This window comes from Mycobacterium dioxanotrophicus (assembly GCF_002157835.1).
GTDB classification, from domain to species: domain Bacteria; phylum Actinomycetota; class Actinomycetes; order Mycobacteriales; family Mycobacteriaceae; genus Mycobacterium; species Mycobacterium dioxanotrophicus.
The window spans coordinates 154,396-175,545 of sequence record NZ_CP020809.1 but is presented as its reverse complement, the minus strand read 5'-3'; the positions used below and the strand labels follow the sequence as shown (position 1 = coordinate 175,545).

Annotated in this window: 22 protein-coding genes and 5 pseudogenes; 18 read left to right on the top strand and 9 right to left on the bottom strand. The window is 62.9% G+C overall.

Annotated features, from left to right (window positions below; all coding sequences use genetic code 11):
* Nucleotides 1–35: 35 nt before the first annotated feature.
* Nucleotides 36–1,174 (bottom strand): IS3 family transposase gene (locus BTO20_RS00840; protein ID WP_087072559.1). Its coding sequence is split into 2 segments (ribosomal slippage): nt 36–904 and nt 904–1,174, totalling 1,140 coding nucleotides; the frame shifts between segments, so codons are not numbered across the junction.
* Between the two features lie 131 nt (nt 1,175–1,305).
* Here BTO20_RS00840 and BTO20_RS40175 point away from each other — a divergent pair.
* From BTO20_RS40175 to BTO20_RS00830, 3 genes and pseudogenes are all read left to right on the top strand, one after another.
* Entirely contained in the window at nt 1,306–1,641 is a 336-nt protein-coding gene (locus tag BTO20_RS40175; RefSeq protein ID WP_087072557.1) for a hypothetical protein, read from the top strand.
* A gap of 2 nt (nt 1,642–1,643) precedes the next feature.
* Nucleotides 1,644–1,793 (top strand): annotated as a pseudogene (locus BTO20_RS41315) (nucleotidyltransferase domain-containing protein); the annotation flags it as partial.
* A gap of 394 nt (nt 1,794–2,187) precedes the next feature.
* On the top strand, nt 2,188–2,955 hold the full coding sequence (locus BTO20_RS00830) for a GrpB family protein (protein WP_232491000.1): 768 nt from the start codon (nt 2,188–2,190) through the stop codon (nt 2,953–2,955).
* A gap of 164 nt (nt 2,956–3,119) precedes the next feature.
* Here the strand turns inward: BTO20_RS00830 and BTO20_RS00825 are convergent.
* A pseudogene (locus tag BTO20_RS00825) lies at nt 3,120–4,346 on the bottom strand (IS3 family transposase).
* A 1-nt stretch (nt 4,347) separates the two neighbouring features.
* On the opposite strand from BTO20_RS00825, the gene BTO20_RS39105 reads away from it, so the two are divergent.
* The gene (locus BTO20_RS39105) at nt 4,348–4,554 is read left to right on the top strand and encodes a hypothetical protein (protein WP_157680106.1); all 207 of its coding nucleotides are present in this window, start codon (nt 4,348–4,350) and stop codon (nt 4,552–4,554) included.
* A 186-nt stretch (nt 4,555–4,740) separates the two neighbouring features.
* Here the strand turns inward: BTO20_RS39105 and BTO20_RS00815 are convergent, their stop codons facing one another.
* On the bottom strand, nt 4,741–5,478 hold the full coding sequence (locus BTO20_RS00815; protein WP_232490999.1) for an Lrp/AsnC family transcriptional regulator: 738 nt from the start codon (nt 5,476–5,478) through the stop codon (nt 4,741–4,743).
* Between the two features lie 132 nt (nt 5,479–5,610).
* Nucleotides 5,611–5,730 (bottom strand): annotated as a pseudogene (locus BTO20_RS41310) (AsnC family protein); the annotation flags it as partial.
* 105 nt (nt 5,731–5,835) lie between these two features.
* On the opposite strand from BTO20_RS41310, the gene BTO20_RS00810 reads away from it, so the two are divergent.
* Genes BTO20_RS00810 through BTO20_RS00770 form a run of 9 tightly spaced genes read left to right on the top strand, consistent with a single transcriptional unit; the run spans nt 5,836 to nt 13,918 of the window.
* Nucleotides 5,836–6,693 carry a 3-methyl-2-oxobutanoate hydroxymethyltransferase gene (locus tag BTO20_RS00810; protein WP_087072551.1) on the top strand — a complete coding sequence of 286 codons (858 nt, stop codon included), beginning with the start codon at nt 5,836–5,838 and terminating at the stop codon, nt 6,691–6,693.
* 45 nt (nt 6,694–6,738) lie between these two features.
* On the top strand, nt 6,739–7,605 hold the full coding sequence (locus tag BTO20_RS00805; protein WP_087072549.1) for a methylenetetrahydrofolate reductase: 867 nt from the start codon (nt 6,739–6,741) through the stop codon (nt 7,603–7,605).
* A complete protein-coding gene (locus BTO20_RS00800) occupies nt 7,568–8,917 on the top strand; it encodes an MFS transporter (RefSeq protein ID WP_087072547.1) in 1,350 nt (449 codons plus the stop codon). Before BTO20_RS00805 ends, BTO20_RS00800 begins: the two co-directional genes overlap by 38 nt.
* Nucleotides 8,871–9,821 carry a 3-methyl-2-oxobutanoate hydroxymethyltransferase gene (locus BTO20_RS00795; protein ID WP_157680105.1) on the top strand — a complete coding sequence of 317 codons (951 nt, stop codon included), beginning with the start codon at nt 8,871–8,873 and terminating at the stop codon, nt 9,819–9,821. Before BTO20_RS00800 ends, BTO20_RS00795 begins: the two co-directional genes overlap by 47 nt.
* A gap of 12 nt (nt 9,822–9,833) precedes the next feature.
* Nucleotides 9,834–10,196 carry a YidH family protein gene (locus BTO20_RS00790; RefSeq protein WP_087072543.1) on the top strand — a complete coding sequence of 121 codons (363 nt, stop codon included), beginning with the start codon at nt 9,834–9,836 and terminating at the stop codon, nt 10,194–10,196.
* On the top strand, nt 10,189–10,521 hold the full coding sequence (locus BTO20_RS00785; RefSeq protein WP_087072541.1) for a DUF202 domain-containing protein: 333 nt from the start codon (nt 10,189–10,191) through the stop codon (nt 10,519–10,521). Before BTO20_RS00790 ends, BTO20_RS00785 begins: the two co-directional genes overlap by 8 nt.
* 43 nt (nt 10,522–10,564) lie before the next feature.
* Entirely contained in the window at nt 10,565–11,371 is an 807-nt protein-coding gene (folP, locus tag BTO20_RS00780) for a dihydropteroate synthase (protein WP_232491311.1), read from the top strand.
* The gene (locus BTO20_RS00775; protein ID WP_332460263.1) at nt 11,343–12,632 is read left to right on the top strand and encodes an aminodeoxychorismate synthase component I; all 1,290 of its coding nucleotides are present in this window, start codon (nt 11,343–11,345) and stop codon (nt 12,630–12,632) included. Before folP ends, BTO20_RS00775 begins: the two co-directional genes overlap by 29 nt.
* Nucleotides 12,629–13,918: a bifunctional folylpolyglutamate synthase/dihydrofolate synthase gene (locus BTO20_RS00770; RefSeq protein ID WP_087072537.1), complete on the top strand. Its 1,290-nt coding sequence runs from the start codon at nt 12,629–12,631 to the stop codon at nt 13,916–13,918. The genes BTO20_RS00775 and BTO20_RS00770 overlap by 4 nt, the downstream gene beginning before the upstream one ends.
* A gap of 231 nt (nt 13,919–14,149) precedes the next feature.
* Here BTO20_RS00770 and BTO20_RS41305 read toward each other — a convergent pair whose 3' ends face one another.
* From BTO20_RS41305 to BTO20_RS00745, 5 genes and pseudogenes are all read right to left on the bottom strand, one after another.
* Nucleotides 14,150–14,680 carry a transposase gene (locus BTO20_RS41305; protein ID WP_157680103.1) on the bottom strand — a complete coding sequence of 177 codons (531 nt, stop codon included), beginning with the start codon at nt 14,678–14,680 and terminating at the stop codon, nt 14,150–14,152.
* Nucleotides 14,572–14,871, bottom strand: a complete 300-nt coding sequence (locus tag BTO20_RS00760; protein WP_087072533.1) for a hypothetical protein — start codon at nt 14,869–14,871, stop codon at nt 14,572–14,574. The genes BTO20_RS41305 and BTO20_RS00760 overlap by 109 nt, the downstream gene beginning before the upstream one ends.
* A pseudogene (gene istB, locus BTO20_RS00755) lies at nt 14,861–15,646 on the bottom strand (IS21-like element helper ATPase IstB). The gene BTO20_RS00760 and the pseudogene istB overlap by 11 nt, the downstream one beginning before the upstream one ends.
* A 26-nt stretch (nt 15,647–15,672) precedes the next feature.
* Nucleotides 15,673–17,033 (bottom strand): annotated as a pseudogene (locus BTO20_RS00750) (Mu transposase domain-containing protein).
* 112 nt (nt 17,034–17,145) lie between these two features.
* Entirely contained in the window at nt 17,146–18,063 is a 918-nt protein-coding gene (locus tag BTO20_RS00745; RefSeq protein ID WP_087072531.1) for an IS110 family transposase, read from the bottom strand.
* Between the two features lie 166 nt (nt 18,064–18,229).
* On the opposite strand from BTO20_RS00745, the gene BTO20_RS39100 reads away from it, so the two are divergent.
* The 5 genes from BTO20_RS39100 (at nt 18,230) to BTO20_RS00725 (ending at nt 21,145) form a co-directional block, all read left to right on the top strand.
* A complete protein-coding gene (locus BTO20_RS39100; RefSeq protein ID WP_157680102.1) occupies nt 18,230–18,391 on the top strand; it encodes a hypothetical protein in 162 nt (53 codons plus the stop codon).
* Nucleotides 18,392–18,404: 13 nt separating this feature from the next.
* On the top strand, nt 18,405–18,653 hold the full coding sequence (locus BTO20_RS00740; protein ID WP_087072529.1) for a FitA-like ribbon-helix-helix domain-containing protein: 249 nt from the start codon (nt 18,405–18,407) through the stop codon (nt 18,651–18,653).
* The gene (locus BTO20_RS00735; RefSeq protein WP_087072527.1) at nt 18,650–19,066 is read left to right on the top strand and encodes a type II toxin-antitoxin system VapC family toxin; all 417 of its coding nucleotides are present in this window, start codon (nt 18,650–18,652) and stop codon (nt 19,064–19,066) included. Before BTO20_RS00740 ends, BTO20_RS00735 begins: the two co-directional genes overlap by 4 nt.
* Nucleotides 19,067–19,464: 398 nt before the next feature.
* Entirely contained in the window at nt 19,465–19,752 is a 288-nt protein-coding gene (locus BTO20_RS00730) for a hypothetical protein (protein ID WP_087072525.1), read from the top strand.
* Nucleotides 19,753–19,999: 247 nt separating this feature from the next.
* The gene (locus BTO20_RS00725) at nt 20,000–21,145 is read left to right on the top strand and encodes a helix-turn-helix domain-containing protein (protein WP_087072524.1); all 1,146 of its coding nucleotides are present in this window, start codon (nt 20,000–20,002) and stop codon (nt 21,143–21,145) included.
* Nucleotides 21,146–21,150: the final 5 nt, after the last annotated feature.

Genomic DNA, 21,150 nt, shown 5'->3' with positions numbered 1-21,150 from the left:
GCCCCGTGAGGGGGACCCAGTTGGTGGTCCAGCCGTTATGCGACTTTCGGTTGGTGGGTCGCCGACCACTGTAGGGCAAACTCGGCAGGGGTGAGTTCGCCGTGGGCTGAGTGGGGCCGGTTGGCGTTGTAATCGCGGCGCCAGTCCTCGATGATCACCCGGGCTTCCAACAGAGAGTCGAAGCGCCACGAGTTGAGCAGTTCGTCGCGCAGTCGGCCGTTGAATGATTCGACGAAGGCGTTCTGCCACGGCGAGCCGGGATCGATGAAAAGTGATCGGGCACTGTTGAATCGGCACCAATCAGCCACCGCGTGCGCCACGAATTCGGGGCCGTTGTCGAAACGTACGTAGACCGGTGCGCCGTGCACCAGCGCGAGGCGGTCCAAGACCTCGACGACACCGTCGGCGTCGATGGATCGGGCGACCTCGATCGCCAGTGCTTCGCGGGTGAACTCGTCGATGACGTTGAGCATCTTGATGGTGCGCCCATCAGCAGTGGTGTCGAACTGAAAGTCCATCGCCCAGATCACGTTCGGGCGAATCGGCGACATCGCACCCACGGCGACACCGATGCCGGTCAACCGCTTCTTGCGGCGCCGTTGCGGCACCCGCAGGCCCTCCTCCCGCCAGAGCCGGCGGATGCGCTTGTTGTTGATCTTCCAGCCCGCTCGGCGGGCCATCTTGGCAGCCCGGCGCCATCCCCAGCGGGGCCGGTCGATGGAGAACCGGCGCAGCCAGGCCCGTAGTTCGGCTTCCTCGGAGGCGATCGGTGATGGCGTCAAGCGCATCGTGGAGCGGTGCAGACCGACCACGGTGCAGGCGCGGCGCTGCGACACCCCGAACCGCTCACGCAGCATGGTCGCTGCGCGGCGTTTGCGGTTCGGGGTCAGAAGTTTCCCGACGAAATCTCCTTGAGCATGTCGATGTCGAGAGCCTGGTTGGCGACCAGCTTCTTGAGCCGGGCGTTTTCGGCCTCGAGCTCTTTGAGGCGCTTGGCGTCGTTGGCCTTCATGCCCCCGTATTGGGCCAGCCAGCGATGCCACGTCGATTCCGCGATCTCCAGGTGCCGGCACACCTCGGCCAGTTCCTGGCCCGACGCGAGCAGCTTGTTGCCCTCGGCGAGCTTGCGGATGATCTGATCCGGCGTATGCCGCCGGCGCTTGTTCGATGCCATGTCGTTGTCGATTCTTCCTACCCGAACACTCGGGCAACAGAGTCCCACAACGACTGGACCACTACAGAGGGCTCACCTCACTGCTCCCCCTGTTTCACCAACACCTCGAGCAGCGGGCCAACAGTCGGACTATGAACCACCGCACCGCGTGGCTATTCCCCGGTTACACTCCCGGACAACATATCTCGGAGCAGTCGCTCATGCACCGGCTACGCGGTCTCGGCATCGACATCAAGGCCGCACGCAACGCGGCACTGCACGACCTCACGAAAGAAATCGACGCCGCCTCACTGGCCGACCTGCTCGGCTACTCCACCCAGGTCATGAACATTCACGCCGCTCGTGCCGCAGTACCCATGGCCACCTACCCCGCCATCGGAGCCCTCCGACGCGGACGCGCAGCGGGTGCGGACCCGAAACACACCGCGGCTGGCACTCCCACCCCGCCAACACAAGGCCGGATGTGATCATGCCCGGCCAGCCGAATGAAACGGGGATAGCGATAGCGCGCCGCCTAGTCGCGGAACGCTACCCGCAATCACGGGCAGCATGGTTGGGTGGCAGCGTAGCCGCTGGAACCCACAGAGAGACATCGGATCTCGACATAACTGTCCTACTCGCGGGGCCACCGGCACCATACCGACATTCTGAAACCATTGACGGGTGGCCAGTCGAATGGTTCGTTCAGACCGAGGAATCTCTGCTGCGATTCTGCGACGATGACCGCACGCGGCGGCGGCGCCCCACCACGATGCGCCTCGTCGGCTCAGCGATAGTGCTGGTCGACACGGATGGATCAGGACTTCGGCTGCAGCACGATCTTCACGAAATGGATCGCCAGGGACCGCCACCTGTCTCCTTCTCCGAACTGGAGAATCAGCGCTACGCGGTCACTGACCTCCTTGCGGATCTAACCGCTGCACACAGCGACGATGAGCTACTTACAGTTGCGGCAGCATTGACTTGGGCGGCCGCCGACTTGCTCTTGGCGGTCAACCGACGATGGAGTGGCAGTGGGAAATGGCTGCTGCGCGAAGTTGAGCGCCTCGACAGCGATCTCGCTGCCACTCATGCTGCCCAACTCATTAGCGGACTTCGCAGTGCGGGTACCGGCGACCCAGTCCCTCTACGCGACAACGTCCTTGACATTCTCACCATGGCCGGTGGGCCCCTCTTTACTGGCTACCGGCGCGGTGCTGACGGCGGCGAGCCAGCCCAGACCAATTTCACCGCGGAGAGCAACCGATTCACCCTGGTCGAACTGGGCCACCGAAACCATAGAGATCGTCGACGCAGACCCAGACTGGGAAGCGCAAGGAAAACGCCTGTGCGACAACCTGCAAGCACTTCTCGCGCCATGGCTCGTCGCCCGCATCGAGCACGTTGGCTCCACCGCGATTCCAGGCCTGCCGGCCAAACCAATCATCGACCTCCAAGCCGCAGTGGCTCATCTGGACGCTTCAGACTCGATGGCAGCGGTCCTCTCCAAGCACGATTGGCATTACGTCACCCCGGATCTGGACCGACGACCTTGGCGACGATTCTTCGTAAAAGTCAACGAGGGCCACCGATCTGCTCACCTGCACATCATGACCACCGACAGCGCACGCTGGCACCAGCAGATTGCGTTTCGTGACGCCCTTCGAGCGGATCCATCCACGACGGCCAATTACGCAGCGCTCAAACGTTCCCTCGCGGCCGAACATGGCGACGACCGCGAGGCCTACAGCGCGGCCAAGTACTCATTCATTCAAGCCGTTCTCAACGCGCGATCCGACTAAGCGCCGGTTGTAAAGCCGTGCAAGCGGGCCTTCGTACGCCCGAAATGGCAGGAGATTTCGACTAAACCTGATAATGCCGTTATCCAGTGAAGTACGCCATGTTCATCAGATGAATCAGCACGAACCACGGGGCTTGACCCCGGATGTTGGACACGGGATTTGGATTAAGCAGCTGTCTGCAGCGTAGCGGGTGTGTGGCTCTTTTCGTAGGTGGCGGGGCTGGAATAGGCGCAGCGGGAGTGCCGTCGTGTGAGGTTATAGCGAACCAACCAGCGGAACACTTCGCGGCGACAGACAACAGCGTCAGGCCATTGGCTGCGGTCTTGGAGGATCTCGCGCTTTAGGGAGGCGTTAAACGATTCGGCCAACGCGTTATCGGCATGACCCCACGCCACCCATAGACTGGGTGGCACCTAGATCTGTGCAGAGTTTCGCGAAATCCTTTGAGGTGTACTGACTTCCGTGATCGGTATGGAACACCGCACCGGTCAATGAACCCCGCAGTGAATCAGCGGCTTTGAGCGCGTCCTCGACAAGCTCGGTGCGCATGTGATCGGCAATTGCCCACCCCGCGACCCGCCCCGAGGAGCAGTCGATCACCGTCGCCAGATACAGATTCGAGCCGGTGGCCAATGGCAAGTAGGTGATGTCCCCGACATAGCGGATGTTGGCTGCTGGTGCGGTGAAGTCCCGTTTGAGCAAGTCCGGAACCTTCTGATTAGCCGGATCCGGCGTGGTGGTCTTCACCCGGCGTCTTCGCCGGTATCCGACGATCCCGACGGTACGCATCACCCTGGCCACCCGTTTATGGTTGACCCGCTGATCAGCGCAGGCACCATCGTTGAGCTCGGCGGTGATCCGCGGTGCCCCGTAGGTGTTGTCGTCGTCGTGCACGGTGCGGATCCTCTCGGCCAGCACCTGGTCAGCCTCAGCACGGGCAGCGCGGGCATCCGCGCCGGCCAGCCAGGCATAGAACGACGATCGCGCGACCTCGACAACCGCGCACAGCCACTTCACCTCAAAGGCGTCGGAGTGGTCGGCAACGAACTGGAAGCGGCTCACCAGTTCGTCTCCCCGGCGAAATATTTGGCCGCCGACCGCAGAATGTCACGCTCAGTGGACAACCGAGCCTCGGTGGCGCGCAACGCCTTATTCTCGGCCCGCAGCCGGGCCAACTCCTGCTCTGGCGTCTCACCGCCGGAGGCTGGCTCACCGACCGCCGCGGGATTGCGGTGGCGGATCGCCACCCCCGCCGCCTTGCACCACGCCGAGAGCGTCACACCGGAGACGCCCAGCTCAGCAGCGATCTGGGTGACCGTCGCGCCCTCGGTATCTCGGTACAGCGCCACCGCGTCCCGTTTGAACTCGTCGGGATAGTTTTTCCTTGCCATCGTGTTGGATCATCTCGCTTCCCCCGGCAATCTTCCGGGATTAAACGTGTCCAACACACGGGGTCAGGACCCCTTAGCGGTGGCGGGCTTGGCGGTCATGGTGTTCATCCTTTCTTGGTCTGGTGGCGGCGTAGCGTTTTCGGGCGCGGGCGATCTCGGTACGTTCATTTTGGCGCTGTTTGCGGAAGGTGGTCAGGGTGACCAGTGACGGTCGGGGTCGGCGGTGTAGGTGATGTGCTGGTTGACTTGACCGCAGCGAAACCGCAACTCCCACAGTTTGTCTGAGAGGCGCCGGTTTCGGGGCTGGATTAGCATCCGCCTTCACTTCTCCACGGCGCTGAAGGCGGCCGCTATCCAGGCGCTGAGTGGGCACTACAGCGGGGACGGCCGGTGCTCACTGTTCCAGAGTGAGCGCCAGGACTCCGCTCTGTTTCAAGGTCGCGAGAATCAACGATGTTTCGAAGCGATAGGAGAGACGGAACCAGGGTTCCTTGAACATCAGATCGTAGAGTTCGGAGCGGCTGGACGCTCGCACTTCGGCCATGATCTGGTAGTCGCCCATCACGACGACGGCGTACCTGACCATGGGGTTCTCTTGGATCGCCTGTACGACGGTATCGAAGTTTTCCGGAACTGGTGCGATGCGAAGCAGGGCGCCGACCGGAAACCCGAGGAGCGCGGGATCAACGAGCGCGCGGATGACCAGAAGACCCGCCGTTCGCATCTGGTCGATGCGGCGGTTTACCGTCTGCTCTGACACATCAGAACGTAACGCGATGTCCTCGAAGGATCGGCGGCCATCTTCCACCAGGCATTTGAGGATGTACTTCCCGGTTCGGTCCAACTCGATGGGCGCGGAGAACTGGGGCCATTCTGCGAGGCGGGGGATGTTCCGCAGTTCGTCGATCTCGTCCGCGGTGAGAATGTTCGGCTGCCAGTCGTGAACCGTCCTGAGGTAGCGCATGATCGGCGAAACGGTGAAGGAGTTCACTCCGGAGATGGCGCCGAGCTCGTGGCCGAGCAGGTTGGCTAGTTGAGCGTCCGGGCTCCACCAGTCCACGAAGCAGTCGGCGGTGCCGCTCGTCAGGTGCGCCACGACGGACTCGCGTCTGCGTGCGAGTGAGGATGCCACAGCCCAAGCCTTGCCCGGCACGCAGTGGGTGTGCACCACTGCGGGCTCTGCCTTATGGATCCGATGTGGGTCTGCCAGCCCGTGCACGGACACCGCCTTTCGGGCCAGCAGATCACTTCCGCGCCGGTGGACGGTGCGTTCGGGGATGTCTAGCACCTGGGCGATGCGACGCCACGATGCCCGTCCGTCGACGTGCAGAGCAGCGACGATGCGTTGATCTGTCGGGGGCAGCGGGCCCTCGATGTGCTTCATCTGAGCCATAATTGTGGCTATATCCTCCAGATTTCTCCGTGTTATGGCGATTCACCTTCGGCCATGTGACTGTTGTGTTGCACGTCATACTAGTGAGGAGAATTGATGACTACCACAGCGCCTCGCCGCCGCGTCACGATCAAGCAACTGCATGAGAAGAAGCGGAAGGGTGAAATCATCACGACGCTCGGCGTATACGACGCGCCGATGGCGAAGATCGCCGAACGCATCGGATTCGACATGGTGATGAACGGCAACGGCGGTCCGATGTCGATTCTGGGTCACTCCGATCCCACCACGGTCCTCTTCGAGGAGCAGTTGGCTCTGACGAAAGCGGTTGCGCGCATGACGAAGACGGCCATGGTCGTCAGTCATCTACCCTTCTTGAGCTACCACGAGAGTAAAGCTCAGGCGATCCGCAGCGCCGGCCGCATGGTTTCCGAGGGCGGCGCCCAGGCCGTCAAATGCGAAGGCAATGTGCGCACCGCGGAGTACATCGGCGAAATCGTCAGCGCGGGTGTTCCAGTCGTCGGGCACATCGGAATGCAGGCATCACGAAGGACTGAACAGAGCGGGTTCGGAAAGAAGGGCCGCACCGCCGAAGCCGCCAAGGAGATCGTAGACGGGGCAAAGGCATTCGTCGACGCAGGTGTCTTCGCCTTCATTGTCGAGCAGGTGCCGGCGGAAGTTGCGACCTACCTGGCCAAGACCCTTTTGATTCCCGTCATCGGGGTGGTGGCGGGTCGTGACCTCGACGGAATCTACGAGATCAGCGGAGACCTCTGTGGTTACAGCTCTTTTCGGCCTCCGACGGACAAGCGGGTGTTCGCCAACGTCGGCGAGACCATCGAGGATGCATTGCGGCAGTACAAGCAGGAGTCGCTGGAGGGTAAGTACCCGCCGGACGAGCACACGCTCGACATGGACGCCGACGAGTACAAGAAGTTTCTCGACCTGGTTTAACAGCAGCACCGCCGACTTCCCTATCGTGAAAAGGACGAGAATACGTTGACTTCCACCGATCTCTTTGAGAGCGCGATCGCTAAAGCACGTTGGGAGATCGTGCCCGTACGCGATCCGGAGAAAGCGATTGCGGCACTGCCCGAGCGGTCAACCGTGACCGTGGGCTGCTTCGCCAAAACAGCGGACGGTTATCTACAAACGCTGTCGATCGTCGAACGGCTGTCGGGAGCCGATTTCCACGCCGTTCCCCACATCCCGGCCAGGTCATTCGACTCGAAGAACCACGCGTTGGAGATAGCCAAAAGGTACGTAGACTCCGGAGTGACCGAGGTTTTTGTGGTGGGCGGCAACGCCGACGAGCCACATGGACCGTTCAACGGCGCCATCGACCTGCTGCGGTGCCTGGCCGATTCCAACGTGTCCTTCTCCAGCGTCGGTGTGGCCGCTTACCCGGAAGGACATCCTTCTCCGGCGTTCGACTATTACGGTGGCCTGCGGGAGAAGTCGGAGTTTGCGTCGTACTGCGTCACTCAGGTGTGTTTTGATGGCTCGGCCATCAAAGACGAGGCGAGACGGCTCCGCGAACAAGACATCGAGTTACCGATGCATGTCGGCGTGCCAGGGGTGCTGGCGCAGACGGAACTGCTCAAGTTGTCACGATGGATGGGCATCGGAAACTCGATGAAATTCCTGCTGAAGCAGCGAAAGTTGGCCACGCGTCTGCTGCGGCCGACGGAATACAACCCACACGAACTGATCGAAGATCTGCTGCCCGCCGTCCACGAGCCGGCCAGCGGGATAATCGGCCTACACCTGAACACGTTCAATCAGGTGGCCAGGACCCGGGAATGGGTGCGAGGGATGCTCGGAACCGATGAGCCACTCGGTGCTGGTAATCATGGCAACTCGTAGCGAAAGTCCTCAGCTGGGCAATGCCCAGCAAGACGGGTCGACCGGCATGCGTAGAGTGGCCTCTTCGAGCCTTCTGGGTTGTGTGCTCGAGTGGTATGACTTCTACCTTTACGGCTTTGCCGCCGCACTGGTTTTCAACAAGGTGTTCTTCCCGTCGTTGTCGCCTGTGGCCGGTACCCTCATGGCGCTCAGTACGTTCACGGTCGGGTTCATCGCCCGGCCGCTCGGCGGGGTCCTTTGCGGACACTTTGGCGACCGCATCGGACGCAAGGCGATGCTCATTCTGACCATCGTCGTGATGGGCACCGCAACGATGCTCTTCGGTGTGCTTCCGACCTACGACCAAGTAGGGATCTGGGCCCCGATTTGCCTAGTGGTACTGCGATTCCTACAAGGCCTTGCGCTCGGCGGCGAATGGGGTGGCGCAGTCTTGATGGTGGTCGAACACGCCGACCAGCGGCGTCGCGGATTCTGGGGCAGTGTAGTGCAGTTGGGTGCACCACTGGGCCAGGCATTGGCGACCGGCGCCCTACTTATCTGCTCGTTGAGCCTGTCCAACGAGGCCTTCCAGTCGTGGGGCTGGCGAATTCCGTTCCTGGCCAGTGGACTACTGCTCGTGGTTGCGCTCTACATTCGCCTGAAGGTCGCCGAGTCGCCCGAATTCGAGCAGGTGAAGGCCAGCGAGGACCGAGTAGCGATGCCGATTGTCGAGACGCTGAAGCGTCACTTCAAGGGCGTCGTGCTGTGCTTCTCGCTCTACATGGGCGCCATCACCGTGCCGTTCTTCATCAACGGTGTCTTTATGACCTCTTACGGGACAAGTGTTCTGGAGATCAACCGGAACGCCGTGCTGTCCGCCGTTGTGTTGACCCACGCCGTGTTCTTCACCGCGGCCACTCTGCTTGGCGGCGCCCTCGCCGACAGATTCGGCAATCGGCGGATCTACATGTTCGGAAGTGTCGCGATCCTGCTGGCAGCCTTCCCGACTTTCTGGATCGTAGGCGGCGGTTCACTCGGGTGGCTGATCGTCGGCATGTGTTTGTTCGGCATACCCATGTGGGTGTGCTGGGGTGTCACCCCCGCCTATTTCACCCAGCAGTTTCCCGCGAATATCCGCTACAGCGCCATCAGCGTCAGCGGTCAGGCTGCCACGGTCGTGGGCGGCATCGTCCCACCGGCCGCCACGGCGCTGGTGAGTTGGTCCGGCGGACCGTGGCCGGTCGCAGCCATCGGGACGGTGGGCGCCGCAGTGGCCCTCATTGCCCTTGTCACGCTGGGGAAAGACCGGCACAAGACGTCTTCGAGGAGTTGAAATGGCCCCAACATTAAATGGCTCAGGCCGCAAGGTCACGCTCCCCGCAATCGCCGGCAAGAAGGCCGCGCGGGAACAGATCATCCAGTTTGCAGTGTCGAACTACCGCCAGGCGCGCGTCGCCGATCGGGTTGGTGCCGACATCGTGGTGGCCACCGACGCGGTAGCCATGACCGAACTCGGGCGCCCCAACGGCCTCACTTTGGATCTCGCTGAGATGAAGCTCTTCGGCGAGGCGGTTGCGCGGGGTACCACAACGGCACTGACGATGGTCACCATGCCCTACTGGTCGTACCACTCCTCGATCGAGAAGGCAGTGGAGAACGCCGGTTGGCTGATCCAGAACACCGGTGTCGAGGCTCTCGAGTGCGAAGGCAATGTCCATCACGCGCCCGCGATCGCGGCAATCGTCAAGGCCGGAATTCCGGTGCAGGCCCACATCGGCCTGACCAGCATGCGCATCCCCCAGATAGGTGGGCTGCGGGCACAGGGCAAGACTGTCGACAGGGCGAAAGAAATCATCGACGACGCATGGGCGATGGTGGACGCGGGGTGCTTCTCCGTCCTTTGTGAAATCACCACCGAAGAGCTCACCCAGCACCTGGCTGAAATCTTGCCGGTACCAGTGATTTCGATCGGAGCAGGCCGGGGATCCGACGGATCAGCTATCGTCGTCGACGACATTCTAGGCCTTTACGAGGAACATGTACCGCGCCATGTCAAGCTGTACTCCGATCTGATCACGTCGATGGAGACTGCAATGGCCGAGTTCGTCGATGACGTACGGAGTGGGGAGTACCCCCAGGAACGCCACGTGGTGCAGATGTCACACGAGGTCAATTCGAAGTTTCGTTCCGCGGTGTCGTCCCACGTGGACGGTCGGACTACGGCAGCCGCGCAGTAGAGCCGGGTTCCTATGGCAAACACTCACATTGATTCCCCGGCCGTCGACTATAGATTCACCCTGGCCAATGAGCGCACTTACCTGGCGTGGATCAGGACCGCCATGGCGTTTCTCGCCGGCGGAGTGGCAGTGGTTCATCTGATGCCGGAGACCATGGGTGCGAATTTGGGACCCGCGGTCGGCATCCCGTTGTTCCTTCTGGCGATCGGTATCTCATGCAGCTCGCTGCGCCGGTGGAGACTGAACAACGAGGCCATCGAACGCAACGGGGAGTTGCCGAAGACGAGCATGGTTCTGACGGTCGCCGTGGTCATCACCGGTCTCGGGCTGGCGGGCCTGGCCGTCATGATCTTCACTTCGGTGACACATGTCTGATCGCGACGAGATGCGGACCGACCGCGGCAGAGCGGGCTATCGCACGGTATTGTCGTGGCGCAGAACGGCTCTCACCACAGCGGCGGTCGGATTCGCCGCGGTCTTTTCCCTGGTGGACCAATCGGCCCCCACGGAATGGCTGTCCATCGTGGTGGTCGCAGGCACGGTGACGCTGCTTCTCACGGCGGCGGCGCTACGTGGTGCGCATCTCACCGCCGGTGTCGTGGAGATTGGGAGAAACCTCCCGCTAGCGGCAATGTCGGGCGTGGTGTGTCTGTGCGCGGGGGTTTTGCTCGTCGACTCGGCCCTGCGCGTGATCCGGTAGGCATGATCAGGAGGTGGAGATGGGTACACATGCCCCGGTGTTCATGGGCATCATCAATGTAACTCCCGACTCGTTCAGCGACGGTGGGCAGTACCACGCACGCTCCGCAGCAATCCGCCTCGCGGATGACTTGGTAGACAGCGGTGCGGGTTGGCTGGACATCGGTGGGGAGTCCACCCGACCGGGAGCAATGCCGGTCGACGAGGCGACGGAGCTGGGTCGCGTGATTCCGGCGGTTCGAACGATTGCTGCTCGGCATCGTCTACCGATTTCGATCGACACCAGCAAGTCAGTGGTGGCAGAACGGGCGATCGATGCAGGTGCGACCATTGTCAACGACGTCACCGGGGGTTGCGCAGATCCCGATGTCCTGAGCGTCGTCAAGGGTGCGCCTGCCCGTTTCATCATCGGGCACTGGCCGAAGCACATTCCCGAGCGCTACCGGGACACGCGGCCAGGCGCGGACTGCGCCGAGCGGGTCTTCGTCGAACTCGAGCGCCTCGTAACGTCTGCCGTGGATGCCGGACTGGAACCGTCCCAACTGCTGGTGGACCCGGGAATAGGTTTCGGCAAGGAGATGGTCGACAACTGGTCGATTCTGCGAAACCTCTCCCGGTTGGCAGACCGGTGCCGCTTACCAATCGTCGTCGGTGTCAGTCGCAAGCGCCTCCTGGCTGACCGGACGCCGGACGTGCCCAACGAACGCGACTTTGCGACCAGCAGCCTGCATGCACAGCTCATGAACGCGGGTTCAGTCGACGTGCTACGGGCGCACAACATCGTTGCATTACGCCAGGCCGCTCTGGTGGCGCAGCGGTGGAGTGGTGTGGTTTCCGAAGAGGACCGTTGAGGTGTTCAGGCATTTCCTGTGCGCCCGTGAAAGTTTGGATCCCCAGCGTCTCCTGGTGGCGTTGCACCGCCGCGCCGACATGCACGGTCAACCACCACCTGCCGCCGTCATGGGCGACTGGCTCGGCCTCGATGTGGTCATCGCCCCGTCGGTCGACATCACCGATTCTTCACCTCAGGAGTTCATGAATCTCCGCCTCTGGGATGCAGATCCGCGGGCCACAAGCGGGATGCGGGTGGGTGGAGGTTGGTTCGGATGCCTCCGATACCCGAGATCCGTTGACGCGCAACCCGTCGCATACCAAGGATGGACCGACGAGGTGATCGTGCTCGACGAGTACGGGTGGTGGTATGAGAGTCTGCGCCTTAGCGAGGTGCCCAAACACATCTCGAGCCAACTCGGACAGGCGATGACCTCGACCGCGGTCACACCCTGGGAAGTGCGGTGGACAGCCCCGGACCGGGACCACCATCAGCGAAGCGTGAACGCCTGCCTAGAGGCGATCACGGCGGGGGAAATCTACCAAGCCTGCGTGGTCACGCACTTCCTCGGTCGGCTGTCGGGACACCCGGTCGATCTGTTCAGCGATGTCGCCGCTGCGACCCAGCCGGCGAAGGCGGCCTATCTCAGTGGTGGCTGGGGTGCCATTGCGTCCTTCTCGCCGGAATTGTTCCTACGGCGAGAGGGATGCACCGTCGAGTCCCGTCCGATCAAGGGCACGATTCCGCGTCACCTCGATCCAGAGCTCCTGCTGCGGTCGGACAAAGATGTCGCGGAGAACGTAATGATCGTGGACCTGGTTCGCAATGACCTCGGCAAGGTCGCCGACACCGGCACGGTCCGTGTTTCGGAACTGCTGCGTGTGGTTGAGGCACCCGCGGTGTGGCATCTGGTGTCGACAGTCAGGGCGTCGATCGACCCTGCGGTAACCAATGCCGCCCTGATTGCTGCAGCATTCCCGCCGGCATCGGTCACCGGTACACCGAAGCGCAGGGCGCAACAACTCACCGCGGCCTGGGAGCCCCACAAGCGCGGAATCTATTGCGGCGCAGTAGGAATATGCTCTCCGATCGCCGGTCTCGACCTCAACGTGGCCATCAGAACCGTCGAGATCAGCGGAGCGGGTGCGTGCTCACTCGGCGTCGGTGGGGGTATCACTTCTGACTCCCGGCCTGCCGGAGAGTGGGACGAGTGCATGGTCAAGGCAAGTTCGATCGTCGATCGGACAACCACCGGGGGCCGCACCCAGGCAGCATCGTGACGGTCCTCGCATCGCCTCGTGACTACCTGGCGAACCTGCCGGGTCATGAGACCACGGGCACCATTTCAGCTCCCGGCCTGGATCGGATGGAGAAACTCGTCGACGCATTGGGCCGTCCCAACGAGCGTTACCCGGCCGTCCACATCACCGGCACCAATGGCAAAGGGTCTGTCGCGGCGTTAGTAACCCAATTGCTGGGCGTCCACGGTCTGGAGGTGGGGACGTTCACCAGCCCGCACCTGTCCTGTATCACCGAACGGGTGCGAATCGATGGGGCTCCGGTAACGAACAAAGTCTTCGACGGTGCACTTTCCCGCGTCGCGCAGGCAGCTCTGCGTGCGGGAGTGGTGCCCACCTGGTTCGAAGCGGTGACCGCGACTGGGCTGCTGGTTTTCGCGCAGGCCAAGGTGGATGTCGCTGTGATCGAGGTTGGCATGTTGGGTCGTTGGGACGCAACGAATGTGGTGCGCAGTGAGGTGGCTGTGGTCACGAACGTCGAACTGGACCACCTCGACTATGCCGGACCGACCAGGATGCACATCGCACGCGAGAAGGCGGGCATCGTCGGCCCGGAGTCCACACTCGTGGCGGGCGAGATGACGGACGGACTCGAAACGGTGTTCGCTGATCGTGGTCCGAAACGGATGTACCGGTACGGCCGCGAGTTCACGATGGCTCGGGCTCGGACCGCGGCGGGCTTTTCTGTGAGAATCGTGACCCCCAGCTGTAGTTACGAGTCGCTCGTGGTGCAGCTCAAGGGCGAGCATCAGTGCACGAATGCGGCGCTGGCGGTCATGGCCACCGAGGCCCATCTGGGCAGGTCGCTCGACATCGAGATGACTCGAAAGGCTCTGTGGTCCACAGTGCTTGCCGGACGCGCAGAGATCATCCGGGAATCCGATCCGCAGGTTCTGCTCGATGGTGCTCACAATCCGGCGGCAGCCACCGCGCTGGGCCGCATGGTAAACGAACAGTTCCTGCATGCGAACCCGCGAATACTGCTCTGCGCTATGTCCGGCTCCAGAGATCCCCGATCATTCCTGTCGAACATCGACGCGCCGAATTTCGATCTGATCGTCGCCACTCAACTCCGCTCGCGACGGGCAGTCGAGGCGAACGCCTGGACACAGCCTGCGCGTGACATGAACCTGCAGATCGTCTCCATCGAGGATGTGCACGCCGCCACGAAGTACGCGATGCGAGCGGCTCGGCATGGGCTAGTCGTCGTCACCGGTTCACTACACTTGCTGGCGTCCGTGAGCGAAACCGTTCTGGCCGGGTTCTAGCTTTCGCGCTGGCAGTCAAGGTTGAGGTGGGGCGTGGTTGATCGGCCGGGCGGGGTACTCGGCTTTTGGCGCGATGAACAGAGCGTCGTTGTTGGTCGGTGGGCCGTCGTGTTCCGGCAGGCTGATTAGTCGCCGTGAGCGGCAGGCTTTCGTGTGCGCCGTGGTTGGCGGCCCAGGGCGAGCGGGCGGCAAGCTAGGTTGCGCCGTCGTGCGGCATAGCTACCGTGGCCGTCACCGTTCGCCGCTGAGCCTTCCTTGACGATAGCGCTGTTCATCGAAGGGTTGTTGGGTTCGGAGCAGTCGGTATGCCAGCCGGCATGCGTGGCGGGCCAGCGCGACACGGGCCTGGATCGGTGCCATGCCACGGGCTCGCAGTTGGGCGTCGCGTTCAGCGAACGACGGTGAGTTTTGCGCCAACCCCCAGGCGATCCCCATCAGTGCATCGCGGTGCTCAGCCAGACCCTGTCGAGAGATCCGCCCTCGACGGTTCAGGGTCGCTGACTGATAAAGAGCCGGCGCCAAACCTGTTGCCGAGTAGAGATGTTCAGCATCGGGGAAGCGTTCGATCGGAAGACTGTGCGCGGCTGATGGCGCTAAAGAAGACTGCCCAGAGATGCTAAGCGAAATTGCCCAGTTGGCTTGAGTGGCTAAGGTTAGCAGGTTCGTCGTTGCAGGGGAACGATTGTGCCGTCGCCGGGGGTGCTGGGGCGGGCAGCTTCTGGAGTGGTCAGCAAAGCGACGATGGTGATGGGTTCGCCGCAATGCGGGCAGGAACGGGTGGCGGCCGGCTGTGGGGCGGGTGGCCGGGCCTCGGTGACGGTGGCGGCGGTGTCGCTGTGTTTGCGTTGCTCCCAGGCGTGTTTGCGGCAGCGGTCTGAGCAGTAGATCTTGGTCGGTGTGGTGGCGGTGAATTCGGTCCAGCAGGCTTGGCAGGAACGGGTCTCAGCTGACATGGGCGGCGACCGCCTTACGCATCGTTTCGGCGGTGGCTTGGTGGTTGCGCAGCCGGTAGCTGGGTCCGTCGATACCGACCACGGTGGCGCGGTGCAGTAGCCTGTCCAACATGGCGGCTGCGACGGTGGCGTCTCCGAAAGCGGTTGCCCAGTCAGCGATCCCAACATTGGTTGTCAGAATCGTACTCGACTTCAGATACCGTTGGTTGATCACCTGGAACAACGCGGATGCCCATCGCCGGGCAGCGGAAGGTAGCCAAGTTCGTCAATCACCAACAGTTTCGGTCCGGCGAAGAACCGCATGCAGGTGTGCCAGCGGCCTTCCAGGGCGGCTTTGTGGCAGCGGGCCGCCAGGTCGGCGGCGGTGGTGAAATACACCCGGTGGCCGGCCTCGACCGCGCCGCGGGCCAACGCGACGGCCAGCATGGTCTTGCCGACCCCGGGTGGGCCGACGAACAGCACGTTGGCCGCGTCGTCGAGGAAGCGCAGACTGGCCAGGTCGTTGATCAGTTTGGCGTCGACCCCGGGCTGGGCGGCGAAATCGAAATCGGCCATGGTCCAGGGTTCGGGCAGACAGGCGAACCGCAACCGTGAGGTCAGCCGGCGGGCTTCGGTGGCGTTGACCTCGATCTCCAACAGCCGCTCCAAAGCGGCGGTCAGGGACAGGTTTTCGGCGCGGCGGCATCGAGGATGCGGGTAGCGCTTCGGCTGCGTCGCCGAGTTTCAGATAGGACAGATGTGCCCGGAGTTGTTGGTATCGGCGGGCTTCGCTCATCTGTGGGACGGTTTTGCTCAAGGGGGTTACTCCTGGTTCTGTTCGGTTGGATGGTGTTGGGGAACAACGGATAGCCGTGCTGCGGTCGCCGCATAGACGGCCAGATCGATCACTACCTTCTGGGCGGGATCGTTCGCCGGGGCACCACGCAGCCGCGCGGCCTCGGCAACGGCGGCCACCGAGGGCGGTCGCCGGGTCTTATGAGTGCAAGGCCTGGCCGTCGAGAACCCCGATAGCACTGCCTGTTCGAGCGCGACGACGTGACCGGCATCGCGCACCACCGCGCCGCTGCCGTCGACCGCGCGGCGGTGCGCGGCAACAACGGCTCCCGATGCCGTGGTCAATTGCACGGTGTCAGAGCCCAGGCGGTGGGTGACGGTCACCGTGGCCCCGGCCAGCCCCGGCGGCACCGAGTACTGATTGCCCCGCCAGGACACCAACGCTTGTGGAGTGACGATGCGGTGTTCGGTCAACTCGGCCGGATACGAACCCGTCGGCAGTGACCGTAGTGGTTCGGCATCGGCCAGGGCGCCGACGGTGGTGGCCTGCCCGTCGCGGCGCCGGCGGCGCCCGTCGAGCTTCACGCACAGCCGGTCCAGCGACGCCTGGGCTTGCTCGATCGTGGTGTCGTCGGTGACGGTGCGCCACCAGCGTTGGGCGGCAGCGTGATTGGACTTCTCCACCACACCCTTGCGGTTGCCCCGTCGTGGCGGGCACACATCGACGGCGACAGCGTAGTGTTTGGCCACCCCGGCGAACGCCGCGGTGATCCGGCCCGATTCGGGATGACATACCGTGGCCATCCGGTCGAACCGCCACCGCTGGGTGACCCCACCCAACCGGATGCTGACCGCCTCGATCGCTTCCACGACGTGCGCGAAGTCCTCGGCCGGGGCCAGCGCCCGCGCCAGCGGCTCGAATGGGCCAACGCCCGACCAGCAGGTGGGCATGCCGGTCAGCCGCCCACGATGCTGGTGGATCGGGCAGCTCGACCCAGTCCCACTGAGTCTCGACCCCGGGCGGATGATCGATGACCGCGACGTCGCGGCCCTTGACCGACTGACACGGCTCGCAATGCGGTCGCAGCCCAGGTTTCGGATTGCCAGGGTCAGCGACGGATACGAGCCGGTAAAACCTAGCTCGACGAGTTCGTCGAACAGGGTTGAGGCCACAGGTGCGGATCGTCAGCCAGGCGGATCCGGCAGTACTCGACGAACGGATCGATCACCAGCGGTTCAGAGCGTTGGCGTTGCCCGGGTACTCGTTCCCCAGCCAGATAGGCCCGAACGGTTCGGCGATTGATCCCGAGATGGCGAGCGATCGCCGATATCGACCAACCCTGCTCCCGAAGCGCATGCGCTTCCACATCACCCTCCAGCGACAGCAAACGACGGCCCTCCCATTCATCAGCGGAAACACAACTCCGCTGACGATGAGCAGAACCCCGACAAGCAGTCCGACGACACGCCGAACCACCGCTGCCAACTGGGCACTTTCAATTAGCGAGACTGAGCACTTTCACTTAGCGCCATCACGGCGAAAGCCGCGGCACGAACGGAGGCGACGCCGGGAAGGGTGGTCAGGATCTGGCCGTCGGTCTCGGCGAGTAACGCCACGACTTCAACCTCGAGGGCATCGATGTCTGTCCGGAGTCGGCGGTATCGGTCCAGATCACGAGCCAGCCTGTGGGCACGTTGATCAGCATCATCCGGCGGAGGCAGACATCCGCGCCACCGCTGCAGCCAGTACTGAGCGGTGCTGGTCGTGAGCCGTCCCGGCGCCCGGCACATTAGTGACCGCAATTGCGGTGGCCGTCCTGCAAACGCAGCGGCACAGGCGAGTACCGCCAGACCCGTCGGCGTTTCCACCGGTAGGGATCGCCCATGGCCCGCCGGCGCTGACAATCCAGGGCATAGGACATTTAGCTGATCGTGCAGTCGCTGCTGAGCGACCTTGCGGTCAGCTACCAAACCCCGACGATGTCGCACCGCGGCACGTAACCCCTCCACCGGTGACTCCTGGCCATAGCGTCGACCGCCGCCCTGGCGGGCCATGTACGTCAACGCCGCGCAGTCGCGATCATCGGTCTTGAACCTGCCCGAGCCCAGTTGTGTGCGAGCAGACTTCGTCTCCGACGGCGCGAAGAGCCGCACTGAACCAGGATGGCGCCGTTCCAGTTCAGCGACCCACGGCCGATGCAGACTGCCGGTCGCCTCGATCGCGATCACGGGGTCATCTGGACCGTGCTTGTTCAGCGCCAGCTCAAGCTGCGCAATGCCTTCTCGCGAGACCGATAACGACATCGGATCAGCGAGCAGACCGGACCCGTTACTGATCCACACCCGATTGAACGCCTTACCAGGATCCACAGCGACGATCACCGTGGACGGATCAAGCGCGACCTCTAACACCGACATGAGCAGCCTCCTCCGAACCGGACCTCCTACGAGGATCCGCCCAGTGACTACTCATGGCCTATCAGCTACTTCGACCTGAAAAAGTCGGGCGTGCTTTCGGGCTCGGATGAGCTTTGAGCTGGGATAATGTCCTTGAAATCCTTGCCGAGAAGGATTCGAGGACATTGTGTTTCGTACTGCAAATGATCAGCCGACGCTGGGGGATGCGATCCTGCCGCTGGAGTTGTTGGCGTTGCCGGTGGAATTGGGTCGAGTTGATGAGCTGCTCGATGATCCGGTGTTCTTCGCGCCGTTCGCGACATCTCAGGTGAAATGGACGATATCATGATAGCATTGTTTGCATGGCGCAGATTCTCATCCGTCAGCTCGACGACGACACCAAGACCAAGCTGCAGCGATTGGCGCGTCAACATGGGCGCAGCACCGAAGAGGAGGTGCGCGAGATCCTGCGCAATGCGGTGCGTAGCGTCGACGAGCCTCTTGGTCGGCTGGGTTCGCGCATCGCCTCGCGGTTCGCCGGAGCTGGACTTGATGAGGAGATCCCGGAGTTGCGGGGGCAGGCTGTTCAGCCCGCGGAGTTCGACGCGTGATCGTGCTGGACACCAACGTGCTGTCGGCGTTAATGAAGACGGTGCCGGATCCAGCTGTGGTGCAGTGGTTGGACCAGCAACCAGCGGAGTCAATGTGGACGACCTCGATCACAGTGTTCGAGATTCGCACGGGCATCGACCTGCTGGCTCAAGGCCGGCGTCGCAGTCAGCTCGATGAAATGTTCTCCGATCTGTTGGCCTACGACCTCGAGGGACGCGTGCAGGCTTTCGATCAGTCGGCAGCGCAGGCAGCTGGCACTATCGCTGCGGCCCGCCAGCGGCAAGGGCGTGTCGTGGAGATCCGTGATGTGCAGATCGCTGGCATTGTCGCGTCGCGGCACGCGACCGTGGCTACCCGCAACGTCCGCCACTTCGAAGGAACCGGTGTGGAACTGGTGAACCCATGGGGCTAAACAACTCGGCGAACGCAGCCTTCGGCGTATCCGGCTGTCAATCCGGCGTCACGGGGCTAAATGAAGCCTGGGCCGCCCAGGGTGAGCATGGAACGCGTGGCGCGCATCGGCGCGTCTGAAGCGGTGGACATAAAAGTGAGACTTCGCGGTATGGACATCGCGTGAGAATGCCGCTGTCGGCGCAGCTCCCGGGAACGCGATTGGACACAACGTGTGAGAAGCCACACCTGGGTGAATCGATGACTGAACACTCTGCTAAGCAGTCCGCCGGCTGAAACCGGGTATTCCGCTGGGCTGCAATGCTATTCGCAGCCGCGGTCACCTTGCACGCCACTGACCACCTACGACCCGGCATGGACATCTTGCCACCGGCGGTGATGGTGGCGGGCATGGTGTAAATGGTGCTGGCGGCGGCCGTCGTCGCACTGGTGTTCCTTGGGAATCGGTGGGCGCCTCACGCGGCCGTCACCATCGGCTTTGTCAGCGCCTTCGGATTTACAGTCGCCCACCTCCTACCCTCCTGGGGCTTCTTTAGCGACAGCTTCATCAACGCAGCGCCCTCGGCGCATGTCACTTGGTTCTCATCGGTGACCGCCATCTTCGAATTTGTCGCTGGCGTTCTGTTTGGGCTCGCCGGTATTGCCGCGATGAGATCGCAGGACTCGGATGTAGGAGAACTAGACTGACTACGGCGACACAACTACCAAACGTCAGCAAACTACTGAGGCCTGCCGTCGCCTACACCATGCGCCCGCCTAGCGCTGCAGTCGTGAAGGTGGTCAAGGACGCGACGCGCGCCAGCGTGCCCCTTCAGATTCGCGTTCCACTCCGGAGGAATACGACCAGATCGAATATGGCGGGTTACCACTAACAGTTGGCAGGTGTGCGAACTGACACTTGACGTACACGAATCGTCTCAGAATACTTGGCGGTATGGCAATCCCCCGCATCGTCGATCTGATCGACAAGTACCGGGCCGCTCACGGGGTCAGCGAATCTGAGGTGGCCCGCCGGATCGGCATGTCCCGGGAGAATCTGCGTAAATGGCGGGTCAATGGTGTGAGCCGCCTACCGGACCGCGAGAATCTTGCGGCCGTCGCGCGCGTGATCGGCAAGCCCTATCGCGAAGTCATCTCCGCGGCCCTGTTTGATACCGGATACCTCACCGACGACCAGGCTTCCACTCCCAGGCCTCACGATGAAGTACTCCACGACGCGATCAACGTGCTTACCGAAGCAACCCGACTAACCAATCAGCCTATGCGCCAGACGAGCTCAGGCCAGTGGGAAGTGGACCCCGATCCACGCGCTGCGCTGCGAATCGACTGGGCTGCCTTCGTGACCCTGGCCCTGGCGGGCGCTGCCGCCAACGTTGGAAGCATCGAGGAGGCGCTAGAAGGCCGGCCGGGCTCGTGGGAGGCCGAAATGGTGCGGCGCACAATAGAAGCCACGGTTTTCGACGACAAGGACTTGTTGCGCCATCGCACCGAGCCGGTAGTGGTTGACCTCTGGGTGGAAAGCATCCTCGCCCAGGTCGACGACCGCAGCGACGACGCCTATGCCGACGCACAGGTCGAACTCGACGGCCGCGCCGACGCCGTTCCTGAGCCCACCGACGTGCCGCCAGGCCCCTTCTCCCCCGACGACCCCCGCATCGCGGCCGTGAACTGGGTGAACGTGGACGACAACGGCTACCTGGTCATCACCCCCGACGACTGGACCGGCGACGCTGACGACGTCGCCCTGCTGACCGAACTCTCAGCGGAGGCCGAAGCCTATCGCGATCCGACCCCCGGGGAGATCGCCTATGAGCAGGCCATGCAGTCGATCGCGGCGCTGGTCGACGCGCTCGATGACCAGCGAAGGCGCGAATACGCCGACTACGCGGCCCGACTCACCGAGGCTGTCGAAGCGAAGCTCGCGGCCCTGGAGCTGGCGGTGCCGCTCACGATCACTATCACCCCCGCCCCTGAGACCTGGGATCCCGAGGACTTCGACAAACACGCACCTCCGGCGTACCCACGCAGCGCCATCGAAGGCGCTGGCGTGTTCCCACTGATTGGGTCCATGCAGTTTTAGAGTCC